Origin of the sequence: Brevundimonas sp. NPDC046655 (genome assembly GCF_044901625.1) — a bacterium.
Classification (GTDB): domain Bacteria; phylum Pseudomonadota; class Alphaproteobacteria; order Caulobacterales; family Caulobacteraceae; genus Brevundimonas.
Window position 1 is genome coordinate 345,497 of the sequence record NZ_JBJDPV010000004.1, and the last position, 14,038, is coordinate 359,534.

The following is a 14,038-nucleotide window of genomic DNA, read 5'->3' on the forward strand; positions in this document are numbered from 1 at the left end:
CTTTACGACGATCCGGCGAAAGGGCCAAACGCCGCGCGCGGGTTGGCGCCTAGGTTGGAGCGAAGGCGCGGATGAAGCGGCGGGCCGTCTCGCGGGCGCGACCCGGGACGTCGTCTTGATGCGGGTGCGGCAGGCCCAGGACCGACCGCAGGTGGCCGTGGCCCAGGACCATGCCGGCGAACATCTCGGCGGCGGCGGCGGGATCGGGCACGGACAACAGGCCCAGTCGTTCCTGCTCGGCCAGCCAGGCGGCGATGCGGCGCACGCTCTCGCCCGGTCCGGCGTCGTAGATGGCGCGGGCCAGTTCAGGGGCCTGGGGCGACATCAGGGCCACGCCGCGCAGGGAGGCGCCCTTGCCCTCGCTGCAGATCTTGCGGATCAGGGTCTCGGCGATGGCGCTCAGAACCTCTTCGGGCGCGGCTCCGGATTTCAGCGGCGCCGTCACCGCGTCCGAGCGCCGGGCGGCCAGGGCGCGGGCGATGTCGAGCTTGCTCGGAAAGCGGTTGTAGAGGGTCTGTTTCGACACGCCGGCGCGCCGGGCGATCTCGGTCATCGAGGCGCCCGCGCCCTTTTCCACGAACAGGTCCGAGGCGGCCTGGAGGATGGCTTCGCTCTTGTGTTCGTCGACCTGACCGGGGGCGCGGGGCATCAGTGGACCTCGGACGGGCCGGCCGAGGGATCGGGCTTGCCGGGCTTGGACAGCAGGGTGACAAAGGCGGCGCAGGCGCAGGCCACCGCCAGCAGGGCGAAGGCGTCGCCGAAGGCCAGGGTCGTCGCCTGCTTCTGCAGCATGCCGTAGAAGGCCTTCATCGCGGCGGCCTGGGGGTCGATGGAGGCCGAGAAGCGCTGGGCCATGCCGGCGATCATGTTGCGCGCCGCCGTGTCAGACTGGTTGATGGCGCTGGTCAGCTCGACCATGTGCAGGGCGGAGTTCTGGGTCAGGGAGGTGTTGAGAATGGCCAGGCCGAAGGCGCCGCCGACGTTGCGCGACAGGTTCACCAGGCCCGAGGCGTTCTTGACCATGTGCGGCGGCAGGGTGGACATGGTCACCTGCTGCGAGGCGATCATGGCGATCATGACGCCGCAGCCGCGCACGGCCTGAACCCCGGCGAACTCCCAGAAGCCCCAGTCTCCGGTCACCAGTCTCGCGTCCCACATGCCCCAGGCGCACAGCATGAAGCCGAGGAACATCAGGATGCGGGGGTCGACGGCGCGCACCAGCCGCCCGGCGAAGGGGGCGGTGAGGAACATGGCCAGCCCCGAGACGACCATGGTGGTGCCGACCTCGGCCGCCGAATATTCGCGCACCCGGCCGAGGAAAAGGGGCAGCAGGAAGGTGCCGCCGAACAGGGCCGCGCCGACGATGAAGGTCATGACGACCCCGACGACGAAGTTGCGGTTGGCGAAGGCGCGCAGCTCGACGATCGGGTTGAAGTAGGTCAGCGAGCGCCAGATGAAGGCCGGGCCGCAGATGGCCGCGACCAGGCTGAGCAGCAGGATGTGGTCGTCGGCGAACCAGTCATTTTTAGCCCCTTCCTCCAGCACGAATTGCAGGCTCATGAGGAAGGCCGCCATCAGGCCCAGCCCCCACCAGTCGAAGCCCTTGGCCAGCGACGGGTCGCCCTTGTCGAAATGGGCGTAGCGGCTGACCAGGAAGAGGACGAGCACGCCGGGGAAGACGTTGATGAAGAAGAGCCAGCGCCAGCTGAGCGCCTCGGTCAGGTGGCCGCCCAGGGTCGGGCCGACGGTCGGGGCCAGGGTGACGATCAGACCCATGATGACGCTGGCGGTGACGCGCTTCTCGGGCGGGAAGGCGGTGAAGGCCACGGCGAAGACGGTCGGGATCATGGCCCCGCCGAGGAAGCCCTGCAGCGCGCGGAAGAAGATCATCATCTCGACCGAGGACGACAGGCCCACGACCACGCTCATGATCAGGAAGCCGGTGCAGGAGGCCAGGAACAGCTTCTGCGTGCCCCACAGCCGCGACAGGTATCCCGACAGGGGGATCATCACGACCTCGGGGATCAGATAGGCGGTCTGGATCCAGCTGATCTCGTCGGCCGAGGCGCCGACCCCGGCCTGAATCTGGGGCAGGGAGGCGGCGACGATCTGGATGTCCAGAATGGCCATGAACTGGCCGATGACCATGCCGGCGAAGCCGAGTAGAAGGACGGTCCAGTTGATCTCCGGCTTGGCGGTCTCGGGCTGGACCTCCGCGACGCCGTCGGCCGGGAGGACGCCGTCTCTCACCGGCCCGCGTCCAGAGAGGCGGTCTCGACCTCGCCCAGATGGGCGTCGGCGAAGGCGGCGCCGCCCTGGCTCTTAAGATCGACCTTGACCTCGACCGACAGGCCGGGACGCAGGGTGACGGGCTCGCCCGAGGCGCGGCGGTCGACGACGATGCGGACCGGGACGCGCTGGGTGATCTTGGTGAAGTTTCCGGTGGCGTTCTCGACCGGGATCAGGGCGAACTCAGAGCCGGTGGCCGGGGCGAAGCTGTCGACGCGGCCGACGATGGCCTGACCGGGGAAGGCGTCGGCCTTGATCTCGACCGTCTGGCCCAGACGCATACGGCCGACCTGGGTCTCCTTGAAGTTGGCCACCACATAGGTGTCCTGCACCGGCACGATGGACATCATCTGCCCGCCCGCCTGCACCACCTGGCCGACGCGCACGCCGCGAGCGCCGACGACGCCGGCGACGGGGGCGCGGATGACGGTGCGGTCGAGCGTCAGCTGGGCCTGCTCGACCAGGGCGCGGGCCTGCTCGACGGCGGCGACGCTCTGGCTGCGGGTCGAGCCGAGGACGGCGGCGGTGCGCTGTTCGGCGGTCAGGGCGGCCTGGGCCTGGGCGACCGAGGCGCGGGCGGTTTCAGCGGTGGCGCGCTGGGTCTCGATGCGCTGCTGCGACACCCAGCCCTGCTCGGCCAGCTTGCCGTAGCGATCGACCTCGGCGCGGGCCAGCTTGGCCTGGGCGTCGGCCTGGGTCACGGCGGCGGCGCGAGCGGCGATATTGGCCTGTTCCTGCTCGGCGCGGGCGTCGACATTGGCCACGGCGGCGGTCAGGGCCGACAGATTGGCCTGGGCCTGTGCCAGCGCCGCCCTGGCGTCGGCGTCGTCCAGACGGGCCAGGACCTGACCGGCCTCGACGCGCTGGTTGTCCCTGACCAGGACCTCGATCACCGAGCCGCTGATGCGGGGGCTGACCGACACGGTGTCGGCCTGGACGAAGGCGTTGTCGGTCGCCTCCCAGCGTTGCTTGCCCTGCCACCAGACCACGCCGCCGGCGATCAGGGCGAGGCCGACGACGCCGCCGACGATCAGGGGCAGGCGTTTCTTGAGAGTGGCGGGGAGGGCCATGGGGAGACAGCTCGCTTCGATTTCGGCGCGTAAAATGGACAGAAGCGTCCATAAATCAAGAGGCGCCTGCGCGATTTTGTCGCACTGTGTCGATTCCGTTCGGTTGACGCCGCGCGCGGGGAAGGCGAAGCGGAGGCATGACCGTCCGCCAGCGTCCCCCGTCCAAGGCTGTCCGCGCCGCCCTCAGCCCGCCGCCCGGCAAGCGCTCGCGTGCGCCGAAAAAGGCGCCGGTCGGGGCCGTGATCGGCTGGCCGCCGGACGAGGATCGGGTGGAGGAGATCTTCGTCCGCCTGTCGGGGGTCATGCCGGACCCCAAGACCGAGCTGGATTTCGTCAATCCCTACACCCTGGTGGTCGCCGTCGCCCTGTCGGCCCAGGCGACCGACGTGGGGGTCAACAAGGCGACCAAGGCCCTGTTCGCCGTGGCCGACACGCCGCAGAAGATGCTGGCGCTAGGAGAGGAGGGGCTGATCCCCCTGATCGCCTCGATCGGCCTCTATCGCACCAAGGCGAGGAACGTCATCGCCGCGGCCCGGATGCTGGTCGAGCAGCACGGCGGCGAGGTGCCGCTGAACCGCGCCGACCTTCAGGCCCTGCCGGGCGTGGGGCGCAAGACGGCCAGCGTGGTGCTGAACGAACTGGGCATTGAGCCGGCCATTGCCGTGGACACCCACGTCTTCCGCGTCTCGCACCGGCTGGGGCTGGCCAACGCCGCGACGCCCGACAAGGTCGAGCTCCAGTTGCACAAGGTGGTGCCCGAGGCCTGGCTGCCTAAGGCCCACCACTGGCTGATCCTGCACGGCCGCTACACCTGCCTGGCGCAGCGACCCAAGTGCGGGGCCTGCGTCATCGCGGACCTGTGTCCGTCGCGGTCGGCCTTCGTCGGGGTCTAGAGGCCCAGCCGGTCCGCCACCGCGCGGCCGAAGCGGGCGCCGGCCTCGGGCGCGGCGCCGAGATAGAAGTCGGGCTCGATCAGTTCGGCCTCCATCAGCAGCCACTGGCCGTCGGCGTCGGGGACCATGTCGATGCGGGCGTAGAGCAGGGGCTCTTCGATGGCCGCCAGCGTCCGTTCGGCCAGAGCGAGCGCGCCCTCGGGGGCCTGATCCAGCCGTTGATACTGGCCGCCGTACTGGACCTGGATGCGGAACTCGTCGGCGTGGGGCGGGCGCTTGTTGACCACGTGGCTCAGTTCGCCGCCGAAGAAGAGGAGGGAGGTCTCGCCAGCCGTGGCGATGGTCGGCAGGAAGGGCTGGATCATGGCCCCGCCGGTCGGAGCGTCGGTCAGCACCTCTTCCAGCAGGTCCCCCGCCGCGACCTTGAGCGTGCGCCAGGCGCCGCCGGACACGGTGGGCTTGACGATCAGCTGTTCGGCGCCGGTGGCGGCGAAGGCGGCCTCGACCACGGCGGGGCTGGCGTGGTCGGTCCAGATGGTCGGCGGGATGGCCACGCCCTTTTCCGCCAGCCGGGCCAGGTAGCGCTTGTCCGAGTTCCAGCGCAGGACTTCCGCCGGATTGGCCAGGGGCGCGCCCGCCTCGGCCCAGGTCGCGCAGGCCTGCATCCAGGCCGCGTGATCGCGGTGGTAGCCCCAGACGATCAGGGGCAGGACCAGGGGAAAGTCCATCAGGCCGTGGGCGCTGTCGACATGATCGGTCCAGGGCGTCGGACGCGCCTTGATCCCCGCCGTGGCCAGGGCCGCCGCCAGTCGGTCCAGCACGCCCGGCCATTGCCCGGCGTAGGAGGGGTCGGCGGGGTCGGGGGTCAGGACGGCGACTTCGGTCATGCGATTGCTCCTCGGAGGCGACCTGCATAGGCTGTTTTCGGCGGCGTCGAAAAGCCCGGCGCTGGCGTCGCGGCCCTTGTCCCGCTATGGGGCGCGCATGACCCAGAACGCCATCTCCACAGCCCGCTTCGACGTCTGCGCCGTCGGCAACGCCATCGTCGACGTGCTGAGCCCGTGCGAGCCCGCCTTCCTCGAGGCCCAGGGCCTGACGCCCGGCTCGATGCAGCTGGTGGACGAGGCCCAGAGCGCGGCCCTCTATGACGCCATGGCGGCGGGGGTCGAGGCCTCGGGCGGGTCGGCCGGCAACACGGTGGCGGGCGTCGGCTCGTTCGGCGGTCGCGCGGCCTATATCGGCAAGGTCGCGAAAGACACGCTCGGCGAGGTCTTCACCCACGACATCCGCGCCGCCCACGTCCACTTCGACACCCCGGTGCTGGAAGGCGGCGCGGGCTCGGGCTTCGGCACCGGCCGCTGCCTGATCAACGTCACGCCCGACGGCCAGCGCACCATGTGCACCTTCCTCGGCGCGGCCAACCAGCTGACGGTCGCTGACATCGACGCCGAGCTGATCGGCGCCAGCGAGATCGTCTATCTGGAAGGCTATCTGTTCGACCCGGCCCCGGCCCGCGCCGCCTTCGAGGCCGCCGCCGCCGCCGCCCACGCGGCGGGCCGCAAGGTCGCCATCACCCTGTCGGACAGCTTCGTCGTGCACCGCTGGCGCGCCGAACTGCTGGCCTTCATCGAGGCCTCGGCCGACATTGTCCTGGCCAATGAAGGCGAACTGCACGCCCTGTTCGAGACCGAGGACTTCGATCACGCCGCCGCCCACCTGGGCCGCATCGTCGAGGTCGCCGCCGTGACGCGCGGCGAAAAGGGCTCGGTCATCTTCCGCAGCAAAGAACGGGTCGAGGTCGCCGCCTTCCCGGTCGACAAGGTGGTCGACACCACGGGCGCGGGCGACCAGTACGCCGCCGGCGTCCTGCTGGGTCTCGCGCGCGGCCTGTCGCTGGCCGAAGCCGGCGCCCTGGGGTCGCTGGCCGCCTCGGAAGTCATCGCCCACTGGGGCCCGCGTCCGATGGTCAAGCTGGAGGCCCTGGCCGGCGAGCACGGGCTCAAGCTCTGATCGCGATCAAGGGCTGTGCGCGGGGGGCGCTTGCCGTTCCCCGTCGCGCCGCGTAATCGGCGGACCATGTTCGGCCTCGCCAATCCCGACCGCTTCATGCGCTTCACCCGCCCGGTCACGCCGGTGCTGTGGGGGCTGGCGCTTGTCCTGCTGGCGGTCGGAACCTGGCTCAGCTTCACCGCGCCCGCCGACTATCAGCAGGGCGACACGGTGCGGATCATGTTCATCCATGTGCCCGCCGCGACCCTGGGGCTGGGGGCCTATGCGGCCCTGGGCGTCTCCAGCTTCTTCGCCCTGGTCTTCCGCCATCCGCTGGCCGACGCCGCCGCCCGCGCCGCCGCGCTGCCGGGCGCGGTGCTGACGGGTCTGGCCCTGATCACCGGCTCCTTGTGGGGCCAGCCCATGTGGGGGACCTGGTGGGTGTGGGACGCACGGCTGACCAGCGTGCTGGTGCTGTTCCTGTTTTACCTCGGCTACATGGCCCTGCGCGCCTCGATCGACGATGAGGCCAAGGCCGGACGCGCCGCTGCGGTCCTGGGTCTGGTCGGGCTGATCAACCTGCCCATCGTCAAGTTCTCGGTCGACTGGTGGAACACCCTGCATCAGCCGGCCTCGCTGCTGCGCGCGGGCGGGACCAGTCTGGACCCGGCCTATCTGGCGCCCCTGCTGACCATGATGGCGGCCTATGGGATGCTGTTCGGAGCCGTCTGGCTGACCTCGATCCGCACCGAGGTGCGCCGTCGCCGCGTCCTTTCCCTGCGCGCCCGCGCGGCGCAAGAAGCCTGATTGGAAGCCTAAGGAGCCGCCGATGCTGGATCTCGACATGAGCCCCTATGGCGTCTTCGTCTGGTCGTCCTGGGCCATCAGCGCCGTGGCGCTCGCCGCCATTTCGCTGCGCGCCCTGGTCGCCGCCCGGCGCTGGAAGCGAGAGCTGACCCGGCTGGAAGAGGCCCGCAAATGAACCGCTGGTTCGCCCTGATCCCGATTGCGGCCCTGGCGGCGCTGGGGATCTTCATGATGATCCAGCTGGGCCACCTGTCCGGCGCGCCGGGCGAGGGGCGCGAGTACAAGCCTGACGCCCTGGTCGGCCAGCCCATCCCCGAGACCGTCCTGCCCATCCTGCAGGGCGAGGTCGAGACCGATCAGCGGCTGGACCTGAAGACGGCGGGCGTGGGCAAGCCGATGATCGTCAACCTGTTCGCCAGCTGGTGCGCGCCCTGCCGTCTGGAACACCCGCAGCTGATGAAGCTGAAGGCGCAGGGCATCAACGTCGTCGGCGTGGCCTACAAGGACGATCGGGTCGCCACCCGCGCCTTCCTCGATGAGCTGGGCGACCCCTATGCCCTGGTCTTGGTGGACCGCGAGGGGCGGGCGGGGCTGGACCTGGGGGTCTCAGGCGTGCCGGAGAGCTTTGCGGTGGACGCCTATGGGACCATCGTCGCCAAGTCGTCGGGGCCGGTGCTGACCGACGCGGACTTGCAGAAGCTGGTGGACGCCCTGAAGGCGCCGGTTCGCTAAAGCCCGCCCGCCCAAAACAGGGTGAATCGCGCATTAACCATATCTAGAGCCTTTGGGCGGATCGTCGGGTCATGTCCGCGATTCCTTCAGACCGCCCGGCCTTCCCGCCTCCCGCAGGCGGCGCGGCCCATGCGCTGAGAACCTCCCAATCCGCCTTCTTCCGCGCGGCCATGGGCATGAGCGCGCCGACGCCCGCCGCCGCTCCGGTCGAGACGCGGGCGGACACGCCGGTGCGGTCGGTGTCGACGCAGGAAGCCCCGTCGACCGCGCGCTATCAGCGGCCGGGCTCCTTGCTGGATATCCGGGTCTAGGCCTTCGCGGCGTCCTTGAGCGGGATGATCACCGCCTCGATCGTAACCGCGTCAGCCGCTGGTTCGACGACCTTCTTCTTCTTTTTCGGCTTGGCGCTGTCCAGCGCCTTCTTGGCCGCCTTTTCGGCCTTGCGGGCCTCCTTGGCCGCCTTCTTGGCGATCTTGGCTTCGGCCCTGGCCTGTTCGGGGGCGGCGTCGGCGGCGTCGGTCAGGCTGGTGAGCAGGTCGAGGAAGCCCCCGCGTTTGGCCTTGGGCAGCAGGGCCAGGATGCGCTTGTCGGCGGCCTCGACGCGGGGGCGGGCGGCCTCGAGCGCGGCCTGACCGGCCTCTGACAGGCGAACTGCCTTGGCGCGGGCGTCCAGCGCCGAGCGTTCGCGTTCCAGCAAGCCCTTGGTCGTCATGCGGGCGACCAGATCGGCCAGGGTCGAGCGGTCGATGCCCGTGGCCTTGACCAGATCGGTCTGGGTCAGGCCCGAACGCACCGAGACCGCCTCCAGCACCGCGAACTGGCGCTGGGTCAGGCCGTCGGGGCCAGCCTCTTCGGCGTAGATGTCGAGCGCCAACTGCAGCACCCGGTGCATCAGGTGGCTGGGCGATTCCGCCAGCCCGCCCTTGATCTTCGCCTGCTTGCCTGACTTGACCATCGTCTTCGATCCTCGTTCCGACCGCGAGGAGAGGGCCGGACATGGCGTGACAGCTAACAGCCGCGCTTTACGCTTTGACGACGGAAAGCCTGACGGTTTGAAGACATTTTGTCTGGGCCTACCGCGCTTTGCGCTCATTCCTGTCGGCCTATCGTGCTTCGCACTACTTGAGGCCCTGAGGCGCAGGAGGGTTCCCGCGCCTCTTACAGTCCCGTGTCGGGCGAGATGGGGCCGGGCTCCTCGTCCTTGATCATGTTCTTCATGATCAGCGGCACCTGGCACAGGCCGAAGATGGAGGCGGCGATCCACAGGACGCCGCGGAAGCCGGTCCAGACGCCGTTGGGGTCGGGGGTTCCCAGGTTCAGCGCCGACCAGATGGCGTTGACGGCGGCGGGGCTGCGGAAGACCTCGTTGGCCACGGCGACGCAGAGGAAATAGATCCCGTAGCGGAAGGTGAGCGTGCGCCAGGCCGCGTCCGTCACCTTGATGGCCGAGCCGAGAAGGGCCTTGAACGGGGACTTGTTCAACGGCAGCGAGCCGAGAAGCACGGCGGCCAGCAGGCCGTTCTGCACCGTCAGCTTCAGCTTCACGAACAGGTCGTCGTCGGTGAGGATGGTCAGGGCGCCGAAGACCAGGGCGAAGCCGCCGGTGATCAGGGGCATGGGGGCAAGACGCCGCTCCAGAACGAAGCCGACGGCCAGGGCGATGGCCGAGGCGATGACCAGGACCCAGGTGGCCTTGATCATGTCGCGGGTGATGAAATAGGCGGCCATGAAGGCGATCAGGGCGCCGAAATCGACGGCCTGACGAATCCACTGCGGGCGTTTGGTTTCGACGGCTTCACTCATACGCTTTAGTCCTCAAGCCCGACCAGTGATCGGGAAAACGCGCGCGCGTCGAAGGCTTGCAGGTCGTCGACGCCCTCGCCGACGCCGATCAGCTTGATCGGGGCGTCCGAGGCCTGGGCCACGGGGACCAGGACCCCGCCGCGCGCCGTGCCGTCCAGCTTGGTCATGACCACGCCCGAGACATAGGCGGTGCGACCGAAGATCTTTTCCTGCTCCAGGGCGTTGCGGCCCACGGTGGCGTCCAGCACCAGCAGGGTCTCGTGCGGGGCGTCGGCGTCGACCTTCTTGAGCACGCGGACGATCTTCAGCAGTTCGTCCATCAGGGTCGACTTGTTCTGCAAGCGACCGGCGGTGTCGATCAGGACCACGTCGAAGCCCTCGGCCTTGGCTTTCGTATAGGCGTCGAAGGCCAGCCCGGCGGCGTCGGCGCCGTCGCGGCGGCTCTCGAAATCGGCCCCTGCGCGTTCGGCCCAGACCTTTAGCTGTTCGCGGGCGGCGGCGCGGAAGGTGTCGCCGGCGACGATCATCACCTTGGCGCCCCTGGCCGTCAGGTCAGACGCGATCTTGCCGAGGGTCGTGGTCTTGCCCGAGCCGTTCACGCCCACGAAGAGGACGACATAGGGCTTGGGTCCGCTGAGGGGGTCAAAGCTGGCCTGACGCGGCAGCAACTCGGCGGCCACGGCCTCCGCCAGGGCCTCCTTGATCTCGCGCTCGTCGGAGCTCTTGCCGAAGCGTAAGGCGCGGAAGCGTTCGACGATGCGGGCCGAGGCGGCGGGGCCCAGGTCGCTCTCGATCAGGTGTTCTTCCAGACGCTCCAGCGCCTCTTCGGACAGGGGCTCCTTCACGAAGGTCGAGACGACCTGATCGGTCATCTGTTTCGAAGACCGGGACAGACCCGCGCTCAGTCGCTGGAACCAGCCTTTTTTGGGCATATCGCTCATGCTGCGAGCCTTAGCCGACAGCGGTTCTCAGGTCACTACAAACCGCTAGTCCTTTGGCTTCACCGCGCAACCCTATATTGATCCACCAGCCCTAGGGTTCTGGAGCCCGCATGGCGGGATGAGCGGAAAGATTGATGGCGAAGTCCGAGACGCATTCCTTCCACACCCCGCGCGCCCACGGCTTCGTGCGCGTCGCCGCCGCGACCCCGGTGGTCCATGTCGCCGACCCGGCCGCCAACGCCGAGGAGCACGCAGCCCTGATCCGCCAGGCCGGGGAGCAGGGCGTGGACCTGCTGGTCTTTCCCGAACTGTCGCTGAGCGGCTACGCCATCGACGACCTGCTGATGCAGGCGGCTCTGCTGGAAGAGGTCGAGCGTCAGATCGGGCGTCTGGCCGAGGTCGCGGACGAGGCGGGCGTGATCGCGGTCATCGGCGCGCCGCTCCGCAACGGCGACGCCCTGTTCAACTGCGCGGTCGTGCTGGGCGGCGGCGAAGTGCTCGGCGTCGTGCCCAAGACCTATCTGCCCAACTACCGCGAATATTACGAGAAGCGCTGGTTCGCGCCGGCCGCCAGCCGGTCCGAGGACGCTGTCGTCCTGAACGGTACGAGCGTCGATTTCGCGCCGGGTCTGATCTTCGAGGCGACCAACCGTCCGGGCTTCGTCTTCGCGGTCGAGATCTGCGAGGACTTCTGGGCGCCGCAGCCGCCGTCGACGCGGGCGGCGTTGGCCGGGGCGCGCATCCTGTGCAACCTGTCGGCCTCCAACATCGTCATCGGCAAGGCGGACGAGCGGGCCCTGCTGTGCGCTAGCCAGTCGGCGCGCACCCTGTCGGCCTATGTCTTCGCCGCCTCGGGCTGGGGCGAGAGCACGACGGACCTGGCCTGGGACGGTCAGGCGACCATCCACGAACTGGGCGGCAAGCTCGCCGAGGGCGAGCGGTTCGCGCTGGAGAGCCATCTGACGGTGGCCGACGTGGACGTCGACCGCATCGGGCTGGATCGCCTGCGCAACGGCACCTTCGCCGACTGCGCCCGGCTGGAAGGCGAGGCTGCGACCGTGGTCCCGTTCGAGGCGGAGCAGGGGCCGGGCGACGCCCTGATCCGTCCGCTGGACCGTTTCCCGTTCGTGCCGGACGACGCGGCGCGTCTGGATCAGGACTGCTTCGAGGCCTTCAATATTCAGGTTCAGGGCCTGATGCGGCGCATGACGGCGACCGGGGCGAAGACCCTGGTGATCGGCGTCTCGGGCGGGTTGGATTCGACCCAGGCCCTGCTGGTGGCCTGTCGCGCCTTTGACCGGCTGGCGCTGCCGCGCACGGGGATTCTGGCCTTCACCGTGCCGGGGTTTGCGACGTCGGACGGCACCAGGTCCAATGCCTGGAAGCTGATGCGGGCGCTGCAGGTGACGGGGGCCGAGATCGACATCCGGCCCGCCGCCGAACAGATGCTGCGTGACATCGGCCATCCCTTCTCGAATGGCGAACCGGTGCATGACATCACCTTCGAGAACGTCCAGGCGGGCCTGCGCACCGACTACCTGTTCCGACTGGCCAATCAGAACCACGGCTTCGTCCTGGGCACCGGCGACCTGTCGGAGCTGGCCCTCGGCTGGTGCACCTATGGCGTCGGCGACCACATGAGCCACTACAACGTCAACGGCGGGGTGGCGAAGACCCTGATCCAGCATCTGATCCGCTGGGTGGCCGAACGGGGCCTGGTGGGCGAGGCGGCGACGCCCACGCTTCACGCCATTCTCGCCACCGAGATTTCGCCGGAACTGGTCCCGGCGGGCGCCGACGGGGCGATCCAGTCGACGCAGAGCATCGTCGGCCCCTACGCCCTGAACGACTTCTTCCTGTTCTACATCAGCCGGTTCGGCCTGAAGCCGTCCAAGGTCGCCTGGCTGGCGCATCAGGCCTGGGGCGATGCGACGACGGGGAACTGGCCCGCCGGTCTGCCGGAGGCGGAGCGGGTCGCCTATGACCTGCCCACCATCAAGGCCTGGCTGAGGAAGTTCCTGATCCGCTTCTTCCAGACCAGCCAGTTCAAGCGTTCTGCCGTGCCGAACGGGCCCAAGGTGGTGACGGGCGGGTCGCTGTCGCCGCGCGGCGACTGGCGGGCGCCGTCGGACTCGTCGGCGAGAGTCTGGCTCGACGAACTCGACAATAACGTCCCCGATTGAGTAGGACCGTCGCCCCGGCTTTCGGCCGGGATGACGAGAAAGAGACGACCATGACCGACGACGTGACCAAGGACTCCAACGGCAACATCCTGGCCGACGGCGACAGCGTGACCCTGATCAAGGACCTGAAGGTCAAGGGCTCGGGCGGTGTGACGCTGAAGCGCGGGACCCTGGTCAAGAATATCCGCCTGACCGGCGACCCCGACGAGATCGAGGCCAATGTCGAGAAGGTGCGCGGCCTCGTGCTGCGGACGGAGTTTGTGAAGAAGGCCTAGGACTAGAGCGATCCCTCTTGCCGTCACCCCGGAAGCCCGCGCGGGGCTGTCCGGGGCCCAGACGGTTGAGATCAACACGGGCCATGCCGGTTTGCACAACCGCCTGGGTTCCGGGTTCGGCTTCGCCGCCCCGGAATGACTGCGGATATTAGCTAACGTTCGCCAGAAACTCGAAGATCGCCGCCCGCGCCTCGGGCTCGTCCAGCATGGGGGCGTGGCCGATCCCGGGAACCGCGACATAGGCCATGGACGGCGCCGCCGCGCGCATCCGGCTGGCGATGTCCGCGCTGAGCAGGTCCGAGGTTCCGCCGCGCACCAGCAGGGTCGGGCGCCCGGTCGCCAGGGCCATAAAGGCCGGCCACAGGTCGGGGACCAGGGCCGCGGCCCCTGCCGCCCGGATCGGGACCGAGATGTCAGGGTCGTAGTTCAGCACCGGCCGACCGTCCTCGCCCTCGCGGAAGATGCGGCGGGCGAAGGCGTCCCAGTCGGCGTCGCCGTTGAGGGGGAACGCGACGGCGTTGATGTCGCGGGCGTAGGCGGCGGCGTCGGCCCAGTTGCGGATCTCGATCTTGCGGCCGGTGTATTCGGCGATGCGGGCCAGACCTTCGGACGCCACCTCCGGCCCGATGTCGTTGAGAACGGCGGCGGCGACGCCCTGAGGCTTGATGGCGGTCAGGGCCATGGTGATGAGCCCGCCCATGGAGGTGCCGAGGAAGACCGCCTTTTCGATCCCCGTCTGCTCCATCAGGGCGATCACGTCGCGGGCATAGACGTCGGGCGTGTAGGTCATGGGGTCGGATGCACGGTCGGACAGGCCGCGTCCGCGCACGTCGACGGCCAGCACCCGGCGGCCGGTCTGGGCGATCAATCCGGCGATGACGCCGAAGTCGGCGCTGTTGCGGGTCAGGCCGTGGATGGCGATGACGGGCAGCTTGGCCGGGCCCTCGGCGGGGGCGTAGTCGCGGGCGTAGAGGCTCAGGCCGTCCGGCGAGGTCCAGCGACGCTCGACGTAGCGATCTGCGAAGGGCGAGGCATGGGCGGGCATGGGCGTCTTCT

General features: G+C 69.2%; 16 protein-coding genes. 8 read left to right on the forward strand and 8 right to left on the reverse strand.

The window, feature by feature from the left end; genetic code table 11:
• Positions 1-49: 49 nt before the first annotated feature.
• From ACI2KI_RS13380 to ACI2KI_RS13390, 3 genes are read right to left on the reverse strand one after another with little or no spacing between them, the layout of a single operon-like run.
• Positions 50-649: a TetR/AcrR family transcriptional regulator gene (locus tag ACI2KI_RS13380; RefSeq protein ID WP_404620794.1), complete on the reverse strand. Its 600-nt coding sequence runs from the start codon at positions 647-649 to the stop codon at positions 50-52.
• A complete protein-coding gene (locus ACI2KI_RS13385) occupies positions 649-2,250 on the reverse strand; it encodes a DHA2 family efflux MFS transporter permease subunit (RefSeq protein WP_404620796.1) in 1,602 nt (533 codons plus the stop codon). The genes ACI2KI_RS13380 and ACI2KI_RS13385 overlap by 1 nt, the downstream gene beginning before the upstream one ends.
• Entirely contained in the window at positions 2,247-3,359 is a 1,113-nt protein-coding gene (locus tag ACI2KI_RS13390; RefSeq protein WP_404620799.1) for an HlyD family secretion protein, read from the reverse strand. The genes ACI2KI_RS13385 and ACI2KI_RS13390 overlap by 4 nt, the downstream gene beginning before the upstream one ends.
• A gap of 137 nt (positions 3,360-3,496) precedes the next feature.
• On the opposite strand from ACI2KI_RS13390, the gene nth reads away from it, so the two are divergent.
• A complete protein-coding gene (nth, locus tag ACI2KI_RS13395; protein WP_404620801.1) occupies positions 3,497-4,252 on the forward strand; it encodes an endonuclease III in 756 nt (251 codons plus the stop codon).
• Here nth and ACI2KI_RS13400 read toward each other — a convergent pair.
• A complete protein-coding gene (locus tag ACI2KI_RS13400) occupies positions 4,249-5,139 on the reverse strand; it encodes a RimK family alpha-L-glutamate ligase (protein ID WP_404620803.1) in 891 nt (296 codons plus the stop codon). The genes nth and ACI2KI_RS13400 overlap by 4 nt on opposite strands.
• Before the next feature lie 97 nt (positions 5,140-5,236).
• Between ACI2KI_RS13400 and ACI2KI_RS13405 the strand changes: the two genes are divergently transcribed.
• The 5 genes from ACI2KI_RS13405 to ACI2KI_RS13425 all read left to right on the forward strand — a co-directional run bounded on the left by ACI2KI_RS13405 (position 5,237) and on the right by ACI2KI_RS13425 (position 8,091).
• A complete protein-coding gene (locus tag ACI2KI_RS13405; RefSeq protein ID WP_404620805.1) occupies positions 5,237-6,262 on the forward strand; it encodes an adenosine kinase in 1,026 nt (341 codons plus the stop codon).
• Positions 6,263-6,328: 66 nt separating this feature from the next.
• The gene (locus tag ACI2KI_RS13410; protein WP_404620807.1) at positions 6,329-7,048 is read left to right on the forward strand and encodes a heme ABC transporter permease; all 720 of its coding nucleotides are present in this window, start codon (positions 6,329-6,331) and stop codon (positions 7,046-7,048) included.
• A 22-nt stretch (positions 7,049-7,070) separates the two neighbouring features.
• The gene (gene ccmD / locus ACI2KI_RS13415; RefSeq protein WP_404620809.1) at positions 7,071-7,223 is read left to right on the forward strand and encodes a heme exporter protein CcmD; all 153 of its coding nucleotides are present in this window, start codon (positions 7,071-7,073) and stop codon (positions 7,221-7,223) included.
• A complete protein-coding gene (locus ACI2KI_RS13420) occupies positions 7,220-7,780 on the forward strand; it encodes a DsbE family thiol:disulfide interchange protein (protein WP_404620811.1) in 561 nt (186 codons plus the stop codon). Before ccmD ends, ACI2KI_RS13420 begins: the two co-directional genes overlap by 4 nt.
• Positions 7,781-7,851: 71 nt before the next feature.
• Positions 7,852-8,091 carry a hypothetical protein gene (locus tag ACI2KI_RS13425; protein ID WP_312064452.1) on the forward strand — a complete coding sequence of 80 codons (240 nt, stop codon included), beginning with the start codon at positions 7,852-7,854 and terminating at the stop codon, positions 8,089-8,091.
• Here the strand turns inward: ACI2KI_RS13425 and ACI2KI_RS13430 are convergent.
• From ACI2KI_RS13430 to ftsY, 3 genes are all read right to left on the reverse strand, one after another.
• Positions 8,088-8,735, reverse strand: a complete 648-nt coding sequence (locus ACI2KI_RS13430) for a MarR family winged helix-turn-helix transcriptional regulator (protein WP_404620813.1) — start codon at positions 8,733-8,735, stop codon at positions 8,088-8,090. The genes ACI2KI_RS13425 and ACI2KI_RS13430 overlap by 4 nt on opposite strands.
• Positions 8,736-8,938: 203 nt before the next feature.
• A complete protein-coding gene (locus ACI2KI_RS13435) occupies positions 8,939-9,583 on the reverse strand; it encodes an inner membrane-spanning protein YciB (RefSeq protein ID WP_404620815.1) in 645 nt (214 codons plus the stop codon).
• A 5-nt stretch (positions 9,584-9,588) separates the two neighbouring features.
• Positions 9,589-10,524: a signal recognition particle-docking protein FtsY gene (gene ftsY, locus ACI2KI_RS13440; protein WP_404620817.1), complete on the reverse strand. Its 936-nt coding sequence runs from the start codon at positions 10,522-10,524 to the stop codon at positions 9,589-9,591.
• 134 nt (positions 10,525-10,658) lie between these two features.
• Here ftsY and ACI2KI_RS13445 point away from each other — a divergent pair, with 134 nt between their 5' ends.
• Both ACI2KI_RS13445 and ACI2KI_RS13450 read left to right on the forward strand, forming a co-directional pair.
• Positions 10,659-12,707: an NAD(+) synthase gene (locus ACI2KI_RS13445; RefSeq protein WP_404620819.1), complete on the forward strand. Its 2,049-nt coding sequence runs from the start codon at positions 10,659-10,661 to the stop codon at positions 12,705-12,707.
• A 50-nt stretch (positions 12,708-12,757) separates the two neighbouring features.
• Positions 12,758-12,982 carry an alkylphosphonate utilization protein gene (locus ACI2KI_RS13450; protein WP_017506643.1) on the forward strand — a complete coding sequence of 75 codons (225 nt, stop codon included), beginning with the start codon at positions 12,758-12,760 and terminating at the stop codon, positions 12,980-12,982.
• Positions 12,983-13,130: 148 nt separating this feature from the next.
• Here ACI2KI_RS13450 and ACI2KI_RS13455 read toward each other — a convergent pair whose 3' ends face one another.
• Complete coding sequence (locus ACI2KI_RS13455; RefSeq protein WP_404620822.1) at positions 13,131-14,027, reverse strand: alpha/beta fold hydrolase; 897 nt, start codon at positions 14,025-14,027, stop codon at positions 13,131-13,133.
• Positions 14,028-14,038: the final 11 nt, after the last annotated feature.